This is a genomic window from Streptomyces sp. 4N124, from assembly GCF_052245395.1.
Taxonomy (GTDB): Bacteria; Actinomycetota; Actinomycetes; order Streptomycetales; family Streptomycetaceae; genus Streptomyces.
The window spans coordinates 12,756-27,915 of sequence record NZ_JBQQBS010000047.1 but is presented as its reverse complement, the minus strand read 5'-3'; the positions used below and the strand labels follow the sequence as shown (position 1 = coordinate 27,915).

At 68.8% G+C, this 15,160-nt stretch carries 16 protein-coding genes; 4 read left to right on the top strand and 12 right to left on the bottom strand.

Features of this window, described 5'->3' with window-relative positions; genetic code table 11:
- Positions 1 to 119: 119 nt before the first annotated feature.
- Together ACTWQO_RS35220 and dacB are read right to left on the bottom strand one after the other, a co-directional pair.
- Positions 120 to 1,244, bottom strand: a complete 1,125-nt coding sequence (locus tag ACTWQO_RS35220; RefSeq protein ID WP_443241443.1) for a zinc-dependent metalloprotease — start codon at positions 1,242 to 1,244, stop codon at positions 120 to 122.
- A 64-nt stretch (positions 1,245 to 1,308) separates the two neighbouring features.
- Positions 1,309 to 2,928, bottom strand: coding sequence for a D-alanyl-D-alanine carboxypeptidase/D-alanyl-D-alanine endopeptidase (gene dacB / locus ACTWQO_RS35215; protein ID WP_443241442.1), 1,620 nt, complete (start codon positions 2,926 to 2,928; stop codon positions 1,309 to 1,311).
- A gap of 79 nt (positions 2,929 to 3,007) precedes the next feature.
- On the opposite strand from dacB, the gene ACTWQO_RS35210 reads away from it, so the two are divergent.
- Both ACTWQO_RS35210 and ACTWQO_RS35205 read left to right on the top strand, forming a co-directional pair.
- Positions 3,008 to 3,499: an inorganic diphosphatase gene (locus tag ACTWQO_RS35210; protein ID WP_030599677.1), complete on the top strand. Its 492-nt coding sequence runs from the start codon at positions 3,008 to 3,010 to the stop codon at positions 3,497 to 3,499.
- Positions 3,500 to 3,599: 100 nt separating this feature from the next.
- Positions 3,600 to 5,267 (top strand): threonine/serine ThrE exporter family protein, encoded by a 1,668-nt coding sequence (locus tag ACTWQO_RS35205; protein ID WP_443241441.1) that lies wholly within the window; start codon positions 3,600 to 3,602, stop codon positions 5,265 to 5,267.
- A gap of 106 nt (positions 5,268 to 5,373) precedes the next feature.
- Here the strand turns inward: ACTWQO_RS35205 and ACTWQO_RS35200 are convergent, their stop codons facing one another.
- Positions 5,374 to 6,222, bottom strand: coding sequence for a DedA family protein (locus tag ACTWQO_RS35200; RefSeq protein WP_443241440.1), 849 nt, complete (start codon positions 6,220 to 6,222; stop codon positions 5,374 to 5,376).
- A 137-nt stretch (positions 6,223 to 6,359) separates the two neighbouring features.
- Between ACTWQO_RS35200 and ACTWQO_RS35195 the strand changes: the two genes are divergently transcribed.
- Positions 6,360 to 6,725 carry a YbjQ family protein gene (locus tag ACTWQO_RS35195; RefSeq protein WP_210577957.1) on the top strand — a complete coding sequence of 122 codons (366 nt, stop codon included), beginning with the start codon at positions 6,360 to 6,362 and terminating at the stop codon, positions 6,723 to 6,725.
- A gap of 21 nt (positions 6,726 to 6,746) precedes the next feature.
- Here ACTWQO_RS35195 and ACTWQO_RS35190 read toward each other — a convergent pair whose 3' ends face one another.
- The 7 genes from ACTWQO_RS35190 to ACTWQO_RS35160 form a co-directional block, all read right to left on the bottom strand.
- Positions 6,747 to 7,508: a MerR family transcriptional regulator gene (locus ACTWQO_RS35190; protein ID WP_443241439.1), complete on the bottom strand. Its 762-nt coding sequence runs from the start codon at positions 7,506 to 7,508 to the stop codon at positions 6,747 to 6,749.
- A gap of 252 nt (positions 7,509 to 7,760) precedes the next feature.
- Positions 7,761 to 8,522, bottom strand: a complete 762-nt coding sequence (locus ACTWQO_RS35185; protein WP_443241438.1) for an ABC transporter permease — start codon at positions 8,520 to 8,522, stop codon at positions 7,761 to 7,763.
- Positions 8,519 to 9,469: an ATP-binding cassette domain-containing protein gene (locus ACTWQO_RS35180; RefSeq protein ID WP_443241437.1), complete on the bottom strand. Its 951-nt coding sequence runs from the start codon at positions 9,467 to 9,469 to the stop codon at positions 8,519 to 8,521. Before ACTWQO_RS35180 ends, ACTWQO_RS35185 begins: the two co-directional genes overlap by 4 nt.
- A gap of 73 nt (positions 9,470 to 9,542) precedes the next feature.
- Positions 9,543 to 10,184 carry a PadR family transcriptional regulator gene (locus tag ACTWQO_RS35175; RefSeq protein WP_443241436.1) on the bottom strand — a complete coding sequence of 214 codons (642 nt, stop codon included), beginning with the start codon at positions 10,182 to 10,184 and terminating at the stop codon, positions 9,543 to 9,545.
- A gap of 25 nt (positions 10,185 to 10,209) precedes the next feature.
- Positions 10,210 to 10,758 carry a DinB family protein gene (locus tag ACTWQO_RS35170; RefSeq protein WP_443241435.1) on the bottom strand — a complete coding sequence of 183 codons (549 nt, stop codon included), beginning with the start codon at positions 10,756 to 10,758 and terminating at the stop codon, positions 10,210 to 10,212.
- Between the two features lie 109 nt (positions 10,759 to 10,867).
- Entirely contained in the window at positions 10,868 to 12,328 is a 1,461-nt protein-coding gene (locus tag ACTWQO_RS35165) for an aldehyde dehydrogenase family protein (RefSeq protein WP_443241434.1), read from the bottom strand.
- Between the two features lie 89 nt (positions 12,329 to 12,417).
- Entirely contained in the window at positions 12,418 to 13,242 is an 825-nt protein-coding gene (locus ACTWQO_RS35160; RefSeq protein ID WP_210578028.1) for a helix-turn-helix domain-containing protein, read from the bottom strand.
- Positions 13,243 to 13,600: 358 nt separating this feature from the next.
- Between ACTWQO_RS35160 and ACTWQO_RS35155 the strand changes: the two genes are divergently transcribed.
- Positions 13,601 to 14,083 carry an ATP-binding protein gene (locus tag ACTWQO_RS35155; protein ID WP_443241433.1) on the top strand — a complete coding sequence of 161 codons (483 nt, stop codon included), beginning with the start codon at positions 13,601 to 13,603 and terminating at the stop codon, positions 14,081 to 14,083.
- A gap of 116 nt (positions 14,084 to 14,199) precedes the next feature.
- Here ACTWQO_RS35155 and ACTWQO_RS35150 read toward each other — a convergent pair whose 3' ends face one another.
- Together ACTWQO_RS35150 and rpsR are read right to left on the bottom strand one after the other, a co-directional pair.
- The gene (locus tag ACTWQO_RS35150; RefSeq protein ID WP_351059142.1) at positions 14,200 to 14,469 is read right to left on the bottom strand and encodes a DUF397 domain-containing protein; all 270 of its coding nucleotides are present in this window, start codon (positions 14,467 to 14,469) and stop codon (positions 14,200 to 14,202) included.
- Positions 14,470 to 14,926: 457 nt separating this feature from the next.
- A complete protein-coding gene (rpsR, locus tag ACTWQO_RS35145; RefSeq protein WP_443241432.1) occupies positions 14,927 to 15,160 on the bottom strand; it encodes a 30S ribosomal protein S18 in 234 nt (77 codons plus the stop codon).

The window sequence follows — 15,160 nt, the reverse complement described above, 5'->3', positions numbered from 1 at the left end:
ATTGCACGCCTACCCAGGGCTCACGGTCCCTCGGACGGGTGATTGGAGGAGCGTTCACCCGTCGTCGGCCGAATTCCTTTCACCACGCACGGCTTCCTTTCACCACGTACGGCGGTGATTCACGACTCGGCCTTGCGATGCACCCGCGCGATCCAGTCCGCCGGTTTGGCGATCTCCACCTTGGTCGGCAGGGTGTTCGGGGAGGTCCACACGCGGTTGAAGCCGTCCATGCCGACCTCGTCGACGACGGCGCGTACGAAGCGTTCGCCGTCCCGGTACTGCCTGAGTTTGGCGTCCAGGCCCAGCAGCTTGCGCAGGGCCAGGTCCAGTCGGGAGGCGCCCTTGGCGCGGCGCTGCTGGAATTTCTCGCGGATCTCGGCGACGGACGGCACGACGGCCGGGCCGACGCCGTCCATGACGAAGTCGGCGTGCCCCTCCAGCAGGGACATCACGGCGGTGAGGCGGCCGAGGATCTCCCGCTGGGCCGGGGTCTGCACGATCTCCACGAGGGAGCGGCCGCCGTCGTCCTCCTCGCCCTCGGGGCGTCCGCCCGCGAGGGACTGTGCGGCTTCCCGGATGCGCTCCAGGACGGTCATGGGGTCGACGTCGGTCTCGCCCAAGAACGACTGGATTTCGCCCTCCAGGTGGTCCCGCAGCCAGGGCACGGCCGTGAACTGCGTGCGGTGCGTCTCCTCGTGCAGGCACACCCAGAGCCGGAAGTCGTGCGGCTGTACGTCGAGTTCGCGTTCCACGTGCACGATGTTCGGCGCGACGAGCAGCAGCCTGCCGCCGCCGTTCTCCCCCGCCGGGAGTTCGCGGGTGGCCGGGGCGAAGGTCTCGTACTGGCCGAGGACGCGGGAGGCCAGGAAGGACAGCAGCATGCCCAGTTCGACGCCGGTGACCTTGCCGCCGACGGCGCCGAGGACCGCTCCGCCGGGGGTGCTGCTGCGCCGCTCCTGCATCTTGTCGAGCAGCGGCTTGAGGATTTCCCGGAACCCGGCGACGTTCGCCCGGACCCAGCCGGGGCGGTCGACGACGAGTACGGGGGTGTCATGGGCGTCGTCCGTGCCCATTCGGGTGAAGCCCCGGACGTGTTGCTCGGAGGCTTTGGCATGCCGGCGCAGCTCTGCGACGACGGCCCTGGCCTCGTCGCGGCTCACCTCGGGGCCCGGCCTTACGAGCCGGGTCGCGGTCGCCACCGCGAGATTCCAGTCGACCATCTCGGCACCACCGATGCTCGTCATGCGTCAACGGTACGTGAGCGTTCCCACTTGGGGCAGGCCGACGGAGGTCGGACGGGCCGCCAGGTCAGCGGCAACCACAACTCGCCAGCGCCGTCGCCGCTGTGTCCAGTGCCTTCTGCGCCGCCCCAGGATCGGTCGTGTCCGATGCCAGGAACGCGAACGCCAACAGGTGTCCGTCCTGGTCCACCACCGTTCCCGCCAGGGCGTTGACGCCGGTCAAGGTGCCGGTTTTGGCTCGTACGATGCCTGCCGCGCCGTCGGTGTAGCGGCTGGTCAGGGTGCCGGTGAAGCCTGCCACGGGGAGGCCGGTGAGGGCGGGGCGGAGTTCGGGGTGGGCCGGGTCGGCGGACTTCGCCAGGAGGCCGGTGAGGAGGCCTGCGGTGAGGCGGTCGTCGCGGCTCAGGCCACTGCCGTCCTTGAAGTGCGCACCCGCCACGGGAAGTCCGAGCTTCTTCAGCCGGGCCTGGATCGCCCTGCCCGCGCCGTCGAAGCTCGCTTCCTCGCCCGTGGCGACGGCGGTCTGGCGGGCCAGGGCCTCGGCGATGTCGTTGTCGCTGTTGGTCAGCATGCGTTCGACCAGGGCGGACAGCGGGGGCGACTGCACCGTGGCGAGGGTGTCGGCACGGCCCGTGGCCTTGGAGGGGCCGGGCGCGGTCGTCTTGATGCCACGGTCCTTCAGGAAGTCCGCGAACGTGCGGGTCGCGTCCGCCGCCGGGTCCGGCACCCGCTTGACCTGGCCGCTCGTCGAGTCGTCCGTGCGGGCCTCGTCGGCCATCAGGGCGCTGACGAGGGCGAGGTTGGGGTTCTCGCCGATGGAGTGGAGTTCGGGACCGGCGTACAGCGTGGTGTCGTAGGAGAGCGTCACCTCGCGCAGCCCGCGCTTCTTCAGGGCCGCGGCCGTCTTGTCGGCCAGGGTGCGCAGGCTGGCCCAGCCCTCGGCGTCCTCGCGGGCTGTGAGGGTGGGGTCGCCGCCGCCGACGAGGACGAGTTCCTTGGTGTCGGGTTCGAGGGCGGCGCGGGTGGTGAGGCGGTGGTCGGCGCCCATCGCGGAGAGGGCGGCGACCGCGGTGGCGATCTTCGTGGTGGAGGCGGGGGTCAGCGCTTCGCCGGCGCCGGAGGCGTAGAGCTGCTTGCCGGTGGCAAGGTCGACGACCGCGGCGCTGTGCCGGGAGCCGAGGGCGGCGTCGTTCAGGAGGGGGTCAAGGACGGCGGCGAGAGCTTTGCCGTTCGGCGCGGACTTCACCGTGTTGGCGGTACCGCCGAGGCCGGTGAGCACGGACGCGGCGCTGGGGGCGGGCCGGGGTGCCGTGGCTGTCGTACCGGAATTACGACCGTGATCTGCGCCACCCGTGGGCTCCTGGGCGGCTGCCCGGTCCCGCTCGGCCGTACGCTGACCGGTGGAGTCCCAGGGGCCGGCCGCGGTCACCACAGAGGCGGCCAGGGCCAGTCCGGCGATGGCGGCACCGGTGGTGTACTGCCAGGTCTTCAGCCCCGTACCCCGCGCGACCTGCGGTTTCGCGGCCCGGGCCAGCCGCGTGACCCGCGGCCGAACGGCTGCCGTGGCCCGTGCGACGCGCGGTCGTACGGCGTCCGCTGCTCGTGCGAGACGCGGTCGTACGGCGTTCGCGATCCGCACCACATGCGGTTTCGCGACCCGCCACGGCCTCTGCTCTGGCACGACCACCAGCCCCTTTCGCGATCACACACCTGCGTGAGGGACACTTAACCACCAGAACTATGTGCTGATCATGGAGGAGCCACCGGTGGAGTTCGACGTCACGATCGAGATTCCGAAGGGTTCGCGGAACAAGTACGAGGTGGACCACGAGACCGGTCGGATCCGCCTGGACCGTCGACTCTTCACTTCGACCAGCTACCCGGCCGACTACGGCTTCGTCGAGAACACCCTCGGCGAGGACGGCGACCCGCTGGACGCGCTGGTCATCCTGGACGAGCCGACCTTCCCCGGCTGCCTGATCCAGTGCCGCGCGATCGGCATGTTCCGGATGACCGACGAGGCCGGCGGCGACGACAAGCTGCTGTGCGTGCCCGCGCACGACCCGCGGGTTGAGCACCTGCGTGACATCCACCACGTGTCGGAGTTCGACCGCCTGGAGATCCAGCACTTCTTCGAGGTCTACAAGGACCTGGAGCCCGGCAAGTCCGTCGAGGGCGCCGACTGGGTGGGCCGCACCGAGGCCGAGGCCGAGATCGAGCGGTCCTACAAGCGCTTCAAGGACCAGGGCGGTCACTGATCCTGCCGTCGCTGAAGGGGCCGCACGCGCGTGCGGCCCCTTCGCGTATCTGTGCGCATACTGAGGGCTGCGATACGGGTCGTACAGGGAGCGCTACGCAGTGACGGACGCGGAGGACCGCAAGCCGCGGTCGGACGAAGCGAGGACTGTCTACGACTCCGAGGTCACGTCGGAGTTCGCGATCCCTCAGGGGCTGGCCACGCCCAAGACCGGCGGTGAGTCGGAGACGACGTCCGAGTTCGCGGTGCCGGACGGGCTGGAGGTGCCGCCGCCGGCGCTCGACGAGCCGGAGGGGTCGGCGTTCAGTACGCCGAAGATGTACCGCGCGCGGCAGGCGCCGCCCGCGTTCACACCGCCGAGCGGTATCCCTGCCGTCAGCCTGACGAAGGACCTGCCCTGGCAGGACCGGATGCGCACGATGCTGCGTCTGCCGGTGGCCGAGCGGCCCGCGCCGGAGGCGGTGCACAAGTCGGAGGACGAGGGCCCGGCCGTCCCGCGCGTGCTCGACCTGACCTTGCGTATCGGCGAGTTGCTGCTGGCGGGCGGTGAGGGCGCGGAGGACGTGGAGACGGCGATGTTCGCGGTCTGCCGGTCGTACGGGCTCGACCGCTGTGAGCCGAACGTCACCTTCACGCTGCTGGCGATCTCCTACCAGCCGTCCCTGGTCGACGATCCGGTGACGGCGTCCCGGACCGTGCGGCGCCGGGCCCCTGACTACACGCGGCTCGCGGCCGTGTTCCAGCTCGTGGACGACCTCAGCGATCCGGAGATCGCGATCTCCCTGGAGGAGGCGTACCGACGGCTCGCCGAGATCCGCCGCAACCGGCACCCGTATCCGACCTGGGTGCTGACCCTGGCCAGCGGGCTGCTCGCGGGGGCCGCCTCCGTGCTCGTCGGCGGTGACCTGATCGTGTTCGTCGCGGCCATGCTCGGCGCGATGCTCGGCGACCGGCTGGCGTGGCTGTGCGCGGGGCGTGGGCTGCCGGAGTTCTATCAGTTCACCGTCGCCGCGATGCCTCCGGCGGCGATCGGGGTCGCGCTGACCGTCGCCCACGTGGACGTGAAGGCGTCCGCCGTCATCACCGGTGGGCTGTTCGCGCTGCTGCCCGGGCGGGCGCTGGTGGCGGGCGTGCAGGACGGGCTGACCGGGTTCTACATCACCGCGGCGGCGCGGCTGCTGGAGGTCATGTACTTCTTCGTGGGCATCGTGGTCGGGGTGCTCCTGGTCCTGTACTTCGGTGTGAAGCTGGGTGCGGAGCTGAATCCGGACGCGGCGCTGGGGGACACGAATCGGCCGCTGTGGCAGATCGGTGCGTCGATGCTGTTGTCGCTGACGTTCGCGGTGCTGTTGCAGCAGGAACGATCCACCGTGCTGTGGGTGACCCTCAATGGGGGTGTCGCCTGGATCGTGTACGGCGCGATGCACTACCCGGGTGATCTGTCGCCGGTCGCTTCCACGGCCGTGGCGGCGGGGTTGGTGGGGCTGTTCGGGCAGTTGTTGTCGCGGTATCGGTTCGCTTCCGCGTTGCCCTTTACGACCGCGGCGATCGGGCCCCTGTTGCCGGGGTCGGCCACGTATTTCGGGTTGTTGTCGATTGCGCAGAACCAGATTGACGAGGGGTTGGTTTCGTTGGCCAAGGCCGCGTCGTTGGCGATGGCCATCGCCATTGGGGTCAATCTGGGGTCGGAGATCTCGCGGTTGTTCCTGCGGATTCCCGGCGGGGCTGGGGCGGGGCGCCGGGCGGCCAAGAGGACGCGGGGGTTCTGAGCGCCGGGCGTCTGCGAGCTCGGGGCTTCTGTCCGTGGGCGACTGCGGGCTCGTTGTGGCTTGTCGCGCAGTTCCCCGCGCCCCTATCGGGGCGCTGCACGCACCCTCAGCTCTGCGGGTAGCCGTTGTCGTTGTACGGGTACTGCTGCTGGTAACCCTGGCCCTGGGGGTACTGCTGCGGGGCGTACGACTGCTGGGGCTGGGGCTGGGGCTGGTTGTAGTAGTCGCCGTACTGCTGCTGGCCCTGGTCCGTGGGGGAGATGCGGCGGAGTTGGGTCGTGGCGTCGTCCATGACCTGGGGCTGAGGGGGCTGCGGCTGCTGGGGCGGGGTCTTCTTGTTCTTCGAGCGGGCCCGGAGGAACTCGATGATGATCGGGACCACCGAGATGAAGACGATCAGGATGAGGATCGCTTCGATGTTCTTCTTGACGAAGTCGATGTCGCCGAGCCAGGCGCCGAGCGCGGTCACGCCGGCGCCCCACAGGATGCCGCCGACGACGTTGAAGATCAGGAACGAGCGGTACCGCATGCCGCTGACGCCGGCGATGATCGGCGTGAAGGTGCGCACGATGGGCACGAAGCGGGCCAGGACCAGGGACTTGGGGCCGTACTTCTCGAAGAACTCGTGGGCCTTGGTGACGTTCTCCTGCTTGAAGAAGCGGGAGTCCGGGCGCTTGAACAGCGACGGGCCGACCTTCTTGCCGAACATGTAGCCCGCCTGGTCGCCGAGGATCGCGGCGACGCAGATCAGGGCGATGGCGCCCCACAGGGGGAAGTCCAGCTGCTTCGAGGTGATCAGCAGACCGGCCGTGAACAGCAGGGAGTCACCCGGCAGGAAGAAGCCGATGAGCAGACCCGACTCCGCGAAGACGATGAGGAGCAGGCCCCAGATCCCGAAGTTGTCCAGCAGCGTGTTCGGGTCCAGCCAGCTCGGTCCGAGGGCAAGCGTCGTCACGGTTCCGGGCTCCTGAGGGGTTGGGAAGTGCGGTGGCCGGTGCGGCCGGACAAAGCTATCAACGCACGGTGTCCGTCCCAGGTTCCACCCGTGTCTCCAGGATGCACTGTGCGGCGACTGAGGCGAAGCTGTGGGCCATGGGCATCGAAGACTACGGCGGCGGCCAAGGGCCCCAGCCGGACGTATTGGTCGTGACGACGAACGACATCCCCGGATATCGCGTCCAGGAGGTTCTGGGCGAGGTCTTCGGGCTGACCGTGCGGTCGCGGCACCTGGGCAGTCAGATCGGCGCCGGGCTGAAGTCGATGATCGGCGGCGAGCTCCGAGGGCTGACGAAGACGCTGGTGCAGACCCGCAACCAGGCCATGGAGCGGCTCGTCGAGCAGGCACGCGCGCGTGGAGCCAACGGAGTGCTGGCGTTCCGCTTCGATGTGACGGAGGCCGCGGACGTCGGCACGGAGGTGTGCGCGTACGGGACGGCGGTGGTCCTGGCCCGGGAGTAGGGCAACGCCCGGACCAGGGGGTTACGAGGTGTGCCGGGCCGCGTTGGCGAGGATCGCCGCGCGCTGGTAGGCCGCGAGGCCCGGCTTGGCCTGGTCGATGTTCCGCGTGAACCGCTCGTCCGAGACGTACATCTCGCCGAGGCAGGTGTGCATCTCGTATCCGCAGTCGTAGTGGTTGCGGGAGATCCACTGGCGGTGCTCCTCGGCGGCGTCCATCGCCGCCTCGGACTCCGCGGACTCGCCCGCCTCCATCAGCGCGACGAAGCGCCGCGTGATCTCGTCGCCCTCGCGCTGGATCCGCAGCCAGTCCTCCTTGGTGTAGGACGCCGAGCGCTGCCGGGACTGCCGGTAGGCGTCGGTGTCGCCCCAGCGTTCCTGCACCTCGTCCTCGTACTGGTCCGGGTCGAAGTCCCCGAACACCTCGAACTTCTCCTCGGGCGTGAGGTTGATGCCCATCTTGCGTGCCTCCATGGCGTGTTCCACGGCCGCCGCCATCTTCTGCAGCTTCTCGATCCGGGCGGTCAGCAGTTCGTGCTGGCGGCGCAGGTGTGCGCGCGGGTCCGTCTCCGGGTCGTCGAGCAGGGCGGCGACCTCGTCGAGCGGGAAGCCGAGTTCGCGGTAGAACAGGATCTGCTGCAGCCGGTCGAGGTCGGCGTCGCTGTAACGCCGGTGCCCCGCGTGGCTGCGCTCGCTCGGGACGAGCAGACCGATGTCGTCGTAGTGGTGCAGCGTGCGCACGGTCACGCCGGCGAATCCGGCCACCTGGCCCACCGAGTAGCTCACGGTTTCCACTCCCTTCTGGGTACGCGCTCCAGGCTGGGGCCTCACGTTGCGTGAGGTGCAAGTCCGATTCCCGCCCGCACCCACGACAACCGCTGTTCATCGAGGACCTGAGCCGCCTGCTGCCGGAGCTGCGCCGGCAGCCGCACCCCCTGACACACGACAGGGAGACAGCCACCGGCTTCCACCACTGAGCGCTCCGCTGGAGTGCGGTTCGCTTGCCGCGGCCGGTGGGGGCTGGTCGCGCCCACGCGGTCAGCGACTGAGCCGCCCGAACCGCCGTACCGCCAGCGGGAAGAACACCGCGAGCAGGGCCAGTGGCCATACGATCGCTGCCCAGACGTGGCCCGGTTCGCCGCCCGGGCTGCCGAAGAGGTCCCGTACCGCGGTCGCGGTCTGGGACATCGGGTTCCACTCGACGACCGTGCCCAGCCAGTCGGGCATGGAGTCGGGGGTGGCGAAGGCGTTGGAGAGGAAGCCGACCGGCCAGACGAGGATCTGGACGGCCATCACCATCTCCGGTTTCCCCGCCACCATCGCCAGGTGGATGCCGATCCACAGCATCGCGAACCGGAACAGCAGCAACAGGCCGACCGCGCCCAGGAAGCCTCCCACCGAGCCGTTCGCCCGCCAGCCGAGCGCGTGGCCGACGCCGATCATCACGGCAAGGCCGACCGCCGACTGGAACATGTCGGCGGTCGAACGGCCCACCAGGACCGCCCCGTTGGCCATCGGCATCGAACGGAAGCGGTCGATGACCCCCTTGTTGAGGTCCTGGGTGACGGCGAGCATCGTGCTCTCCAGGCCGAAGGCCATGGTGAGCGCGAGCATGCCGGGCATCAGGTAGTCGATGTAGTCGCCGCGCACGCCCCGGCCGCCACCGACGAGGTAGCCGAACATCACCAGAAGCATCACGGGGAAGACGAGCCCGACGATCATCTGGACCGGTTGCCGCGCCCAGTGGGCGAGTTCACGGCGGGTCATGGTCCAGGAGTCGGTCAGTGCGTATGTGGTCATACGGCCTCCTTCGCTCGGTCCGCCGTCAGATGCAGGAACACTTCGTCCAGCGTCGGGCGACGCAGCGCGACGTCCTCAGCCTCGATCCCGGCCGACTCCAGGGCCCGTACGACCCCGGAGAGCGCCGCCATCCGGTCGGTGACCGGGGCGCTGAGCAGCCGGCGGTCGGGGTCGACGGAGATGTCGTCCTTGGGTACGGGCAGCAGGGCCACGGCGGCTCCCAGCTGTCCCGCCTCGCGCAGGACGACGTCGATGCGGTCGCCGCCGATGAGCCGCTTCAGCTCGTCCGCCGTGCCGTCGGCGATGACCCGGCCGGAGTCGACGACCGAGATGCGGTCGGCCAGTTGATCGGCCTCCTCCAGGTACTGGGTGGTGAGCAGGACCGTCGTACCGCCGCCGACCAGCGAGCGGACCGCGGTCCACACCTCGGCTCGGCCGCGCGGGTCGAGGCCGGTCGTGGGTTCGTCCAGGAAGAGCACCTCCGGGTCGGTGATCAGGGAGGCGGCCAGGTCCAGCCGGCGCCGCATGCCGCCGCTGTACTGCTTGACCGCCTTGCGTCCGGTGTCCGCGAGGCCGAAGCGCTCCAGGAGCTCGTCGGCCCGCACGCGCGCGTGGCGGGCGCCCAGGTGGTAGAGGCGGCCGAACATCTCCAGGTTCTGGTGGCCGCCGAGTTCCTCGTCGAGCGCCGCGTGCTGGCCGAGCAGGCCGATGCGGAAGCGGACCGCCTGGGCCTCGGTGAGCACGTCGTGTCCCGCCACCTCGATGCGGCCGCTGTCGGGGCGCAGCAGGGTGGACAGGATGCGGACCAGGGTCGTCTTGCCGGCGCCGTTCGGACCGAGCACTCCGTGCACCGTGCCGCGCCCGACCGTCAGGTCGAGCCCGTCCAGTGCCTTCTTGTCGCCGTACTTCTTGTGTGCGCCTTCGACGGTGATCGCCGTGTCGGCCACTGGGACTCCCTCGCTAGTCAAACTTGACTACAAGCTCGAAGGTAGTACCCCGAACTCGGTTAGTCAAACTTGATTAACGGTTGTCCTCAGGATGCGGCTGCTTCGTCGCGTACGGGTTCTCCTGGCCCTCGGCGAGGACACCGACGAACGGCTCGCCCTCCCCGGCGAAGGTGTAGGCGCCGCCCTCGATCCGGGCGATCAGCCCTTGGGTCCACTCGGCCTCGGCGTCGGCGGTGTGGATCCAGAGGTTCATGATCTCGCCGATGTGGCCGAGTTGCTCCGGGCCGTCCTCGGGGACGTAGTGCTCGGTGACGGAGGAGCGCCACTGTTCGATCCCCCGGATCCGCTCCTTCAGAAGTGCCACCGCCTCGGCGCGCGGCAGCTCGACGATGAAGCCGATGGCCGCGGACTTCATGTCCATCTTCTGGTCGTACGAGGTCAGCGCCTCGCGCACCAGCCGGAAACACTCCTCTTCGCCGGCCTCGGTGATCTCGTACTCCGTGCGCGGCGGCCCGCCCGCCGTGGACGGGGCGATCTCGTGCGCGATCAGCAGGCCTTGCTTCGCCATCTGCTTCAGGGCGTGGTAGATCGAGCCGGGCTTGGCGTTGGACCACTCGTGCGCGCCCCAGTACTCCAGGTCGTTGCGCACCTGGTACCCATGGGCCCGCCCGTGCTGACGGACCGCACCGAGCACGAGGAGACGGATCGCTGACATGCGGTCCAGGTTAGGCCGATGAGGGTCAGCCCCAGGAGGTGCCCTGCTCCTTGGCGACCAGTTCGAAGGCGGTGGCACCGTCCAGGGACTCGCGGATGATGTCGGCGTGCCCCGCGTGCCGGGCCGTCTCGCGGATCAGATGGAGGGCCAGCCAGCGCATGGAGACACGCTCGTCGGGCGGGAACCAGGGGTCGTTCGGGAGCGGGAAGGTGTCGTCGAGGCTGGGTACCGAGCGAACGAACGCCTCCGTCTCGGCGGCGACCTTCTCCCAGTACGCGAGCTGCGACTCCACGGTCTCGCCGGCCACGAGCTGAAAACACTCGTGCCAGTTCGACTCGTCCCGCTTCACCGCCGGCGGCTCGCCCTTGGCCCGCGCGATCCAGCCCTGCTCCACCTCGGCGACATGCTTGAGCAGCCCGGCCAGGGACAGCTCGCTCGCGCTGGGCCTGCTCGACGCCTGCTCGTCGCTCAGCCCCAGCACCGCCCGCCGGATGCCGCCGCGCTGCTCCTCCAGGAAAGAGAGCAGGGCTCCGCGCTCGTCGCCGTGCGCCTCGGCCGAAACGTGAGTGACCATGACCGTCGCCTTTCATCGGGACCCGGGGGCTCTTCCCCCTGACACCGATGAAGCTACGGGCCCTTGCGGTCAGCTTCTGTCCGCAAGGGCCCGCCTCAGTCCGGGAAACCTAGAACGGGAACCCGCTCCGCCCGTGCTGCACCGAGATCCACTTCATGGTGGTGAACGAGTCCAGCATGGTCTCGCCGTTGAGGCGGCCGAGGCCGGAGTTCTTCTCACCGCCGAAGGGGACGATCGGCTCGTCGTGGACGGTGCCGTCGTTCACGTGGAACATGCCGGTGTCGATCTGCTTGGCGAAGTTCACGCCGCGCTCGATGTTGCCGGTGTGCACGGCGCCGCTGAGGCCGTACGGCGTGTCGTTGACGAGGCGTACGGCCTCGGCCTCGCCGTCGAAGGTGGCGAGGAAGGCGACCGGGCCGAAGACCTCCTGCTTGAGGAGGGCCGAGTCGGCGGGGAGGCCGGTCAGGACGGACGGCTCGACCAGGTTGTCCGTGGTCGTGCCGTGCACCAGGGCCGTCGCACCCTCGGCGATCGCCTGCTCGACGGTGGCCGAAAGGACGTCCGCCTGCGAGGAGTTGATGACCGGGCCGATGACGGTCTGCGGGTCGCTCGGGTCGCCGACCTTGAGGGTCCGGACCTTGGCGACGAACTTCTCGGTGAACTCGTCGGCGACCGAGCGGTCCACCAGCACACGGTTCGCGGCCATGCAGACCTGGCCCTGATGGACGTACCGGCTGAAAACCGCCGCGTCGACCGCGTAGTCGATGTCGGCGTCGTCGAGCACCACCAGCGCGCTGTTGCCGCCCAGTTCGAGGACCGAGCGCTTGAAGTTCGCGGCGCAGACGGTGGCGACGTGGCGGCCGACCTTGTCGGAGCCGGTGAAGGAGATGACCTTCGGGATCGGGTGCTCGATGAAGGCGTCGCCGATCTCCGCGATGTCCGTGATGACGACGTTCAGCAGACCGGCCGGCAGGCCCGACTCCTCGAGGATCTTCGCGACCAGGGAGCCACCGCAGATCGGGGTGTTCTGGTGCGGCTTGAGGACGACGGCGTTGCCCAGCGCGAGGGCGGGGGCGACGGACTTCAGGGACAGCAGGAACGGGAAGTTGAAGGGGCTGATCACGCCCACGACGCCGACGGGCACGCGGTAGACGCGGTTCTCCTTGCCGTCCACCGGAGAGGGGATGATCTTGCCCTCGGGGCGCAGCGCCAGGTGGATCGCCTCGCGCAGGAACTCCTTGGCGAGGTGGAGTTCGAAGCCGGCCTTCAGATGGGTGCCGCCGAGCTCGGCGATGATCACCTCGGTGATCTCCTGCTCGCGCTCCTCGATCACGCGAAGGGCCTTCTCGAAGACCGCGCGGCGCGCGTACGGATTGGTCGCGGCCCACTGCTTCTGGGCGCGGGCCGCCGCCTGGTACGCGTCGTCGACCTCGTCGACCGTGGCTATGGTGATCGACGCCAGCTTCTCGCCGTCGTACGGGTTGAAGTCGATGATGTCCCAGGAGCCGGTGCCCGGGCGCCACTCACCGTCGATGTACTGCTGAGCCAGGTCGGTGAAGTAGGACGACATGTGATCCCTCAATCCCTAGCAGACACCGATCGACTGCCATCACCGTCGATCGACTTCACGGTCTGATCACAAGTCATCGTACTTGCGTTTCAAGAGAGTTGAAGGAGACCCCGGAGAAGATCGCGGCTCTCGCCGGGCCCCGGGCTGTCCTGCTGAAGTTCCTTCAGCGCCTTCTCGTACTGGGCCACGTCCTCGTGCTTGTCGAGGTACAGCGCGCTGGTGAGCTGCTCCAGGTAGACCACGTCCGACAAGTCGGACTCCGGGAAGGAGAGGATCGTGAACGCGCCGGACTCACCGGAGTGACCGCCGAAGCTGAACGGCATGATCTGCAGTCGTACGTTGGGCCGCTCGGAGACCTCGATGAGGTGCTGGAGCTGACCGCGCATCACCTCGCGGTCGCCGTACGGACGGCGCAGGGCGGCCTCGTCGAGGACGATGTGGAACTCGGGGCCGCTCTCGTCGACGAGATACTTCTGCCGCTCCAGGCGCAGCGCCACCCGCCGCTCCACGTCCGCCTCGCTCGCGCCCTTCATACCGCGCCGGACGACCGCGCGGGCGTATGCCTCGGTCTGCAGCAGTCCGTGCACGAACTGCACCTCGTAGGCGCGGATGAGGGAACACGCGCCCTCCAGGCCCACATAGGTGGGGAACCAGCTCGGCAGGACGTCCGAGTAACTGTGCCACCAGCCCGCCACGTTGGCCTCCCTGGCGAGTGAGAGCAGCGAGGTGCGCTCCGACTCGTCCGTGATGCCGTACAGCGTCAGCAGATCCTCGACGTCCCGCGTCTTGAAGCTCACCCGGCCCAGCTCCATCCGGCTGATCTTCGACTCGGAGGCACGGATGGAGTACCCCGCGGCCTCGCGCGTGATGCCACGCGTCTCACGCAGTCGCCTGAGTTGCGAGCCGAGCAGCATCCGCCGCACCACCGATCCGGGCTCTCCCGCGCTCACGTTCGCCAGCCTCCCCAACCGTCTTCAGGGCCCGAAGTCTGCCACTAAAACACTCCGAGCAGTACTCGTCCGATTACAGAGATGGAAAGAAGCCAAAGATTCCACTCGGATTCAAGGGAGGAGGGGCTACCAACAGGAGGGAAGTGGGCAGAAAAAATGACCAAGAAGCGGTACGGGAGGGTCCAATTCGGTCGCGTGCACGTGCATCTGCCCTTGCATCTGGTTGGCGCATCCGAAACCATGGTCCCGCGTCACCGCTGCATCTGCATCGCAACGACCGCGATTCCCGGGAGTGCCTCGCATGGGGACGAATGGATCGACCATGCTCGAGCCGTTACGGCAGGGCCTTCCGCCGCTGGATCCCGCGGCCGTGTCCAACGCCGCCTCCTGTGCCCTGCCCGCCCGCTACGAAGCGGTGCGCGAGGCGCGGCAGTTCACCCGCAGAACGCTCGACCAGTGGGAACTGGGCGACCGCTTCGACGACGTGTGCCTGGTCGTCTCCGAACTGGTCACCAACTCCCTGCGTCATGCGCTGCCGGCTCCTGCTCGCGTCACGGAGCAGATACCGCCCGTGCGGCTGCATCTGATGCGCTGGACCGAGCGGCTGGTGTGCGCGGTGCGTGATCCCAGTGACGACAGCCCGGTCGCGCGCGATTCGGACGACTTCTCGGCGGAATCCGGGCGCGGCCTGTTCCTGGTGGACTCGTTCAGCGACAGCTGGGGCTGGCATCCGCTGGCCGGCACCATGGGCGGCAAGGTCGTCTGGGCGCTGTTCCTGCTGTCGGCGCCGAGCGCGGCCGAGTGATCGACCGCGGCCCTCTCTGGGGCCGCGGTTCTACGCGCGTTACGCAAGGCCAGGGGACAACCACCCTGAGTTGTCGCCTGGTCGGCCGGATCCCGGTCCGCTGCCCGGACCGGGTCTCAGCCCGCTATCAAGTGGTCGAACTCGCCGTCCTTGATGCCCAGGAGCATCGCCTCGATCTCCGCACGCGTGTAGACGAGCGCGGGACCGTCCGGGAAGCGCGAGTTGCGCACCGCGACGTCGCCGCCGGGCAGCCGCGCGAACTCCACGCATGAGCCCTGCGAGTTGCTGTGCCTGCTCTTCTGCCAGGCCACCCCGTGCAGTTGGGTGGCGGCCATGCCGTTGTACACGCCGGACGCGTCGGCAACGTCGTACACGTCGTGGTCCACAGGTCGCTCCCCGGTGGTGCACTGGCTGGTGAGGCCATTGATGCAGTGGTCAACTTGACCCGGATCATAACCGTGTTCCTGTGCAGATGCATGGGCAGATGCACGTGCACGCGCGGTGGTCCTGCGGTTACAGCTTTGGCGGCCCCTTTACCGAAGCTCTCCAGCGTCTGCCCCGGGGATCGCATGACATGCGACCGCCATCCCCCGTCCATGATCCTCCGCACCATCAGCCGCGTCGGATCGTCCGGATCGGATTACTCGTGTCCTAGGAACAGACGCGTTCCGCGCCTTTCCTGTTCCATCGCCTGGGGGATCGTGCCACTGCACGAGCAGATCGGGGTCCTGCACCGCACCGCCGGGGGCTCAGAAACGAGGCAGGGGCCTGCTGGGGAGAGCAGGCCCCGCGTCGACGCCGAGTGTCTCCAGAGCCGGCGGTGTCTTGAGGGAGCGCGAAGCCTCAGCGGCTCGCGTACGGGAGCAGTGCCATCTCGCGTGCGTTCTTGATCGCGCGGGCCAGCAGGCGCTGCTGCTGGGCGGAGACGCGGGTGACGCGACGGCTGCGGATCTTGCCGCGGTCGGAGATGAACTTCCGCAGCAGGTCGGTGTCCTTGTAGTCGATGTACTCGACCTTGGCCTGGTCCAGGGGGTTGGGGCGGCTCTTGGCGGGCTTGCGTTCGGGCTTGCGGGCCAT

Coding starts and splice junctions, on each gene's coding strand:
- ACTWQO_RS35220 (WP_443241443.1), bottom strand. CDS start 1,244: ATGACGAGCATCGGTGGTGCCGAGATGGTCGACTGGAATCTCGCGGTG.
- ACTWQO_RS35195 (WP_210577957.1), top strand. CDS start 6,360: ATGGGCATCGAAGACTACGGCGGCGGCCAAGGGCCCCAGCCGGACGTA.
- ACTWQO_RS35185 (WP_443241438.1), bottom strand. CDS start 8,522: ATGACCACATACGCACTGACCGACTCCTGGACCATGACCCGCCGTGAA.
- ACTWQO_RS35175 (WP_443241436.1), bottom strand. CDS start 10,184: ATGTCAGCGATCCGTCTCCTCGTGCTCGGTGCGGTCCGTCAGCACGGG.
- ACTWQO_RS35170 (WP_443241435.1), bottom strand. CDS start 10,758: ATGGTCACTCACGTTTCGGCCGAGGCGCACGGCGACGAGCGCGGAGCC.
- ACTWQO_RS35165 (WP_443241434.1), bottom strand. CDS start 12,328: ATGTCGTCCTACTTCACCGACCTGGCTCAGCAGTACATCGACGGTGAG.
- ACTWQO_RS35160 (WP_210578028.1), bottom strand. CDS start 13,242: ATGCTGCTCGGCTCGCAACTCAGGCGACTGCGTGAGACGCGTGGCATC.
- ACTWQO_RS35155 (WP_443241433.1), top strand. CDS start 13,601: ATGCTCGAGCCGTTACGGCAGGGCCTTCCGCCGCTGGATCCCGCGGCC.
- rpsR (WP_443241432.1), bottom strand. CDS start 15,160: ATGGCCCGCAAGCCCGAACGCAAGCCCGCCAAGAGCCGCCCCAACCCC.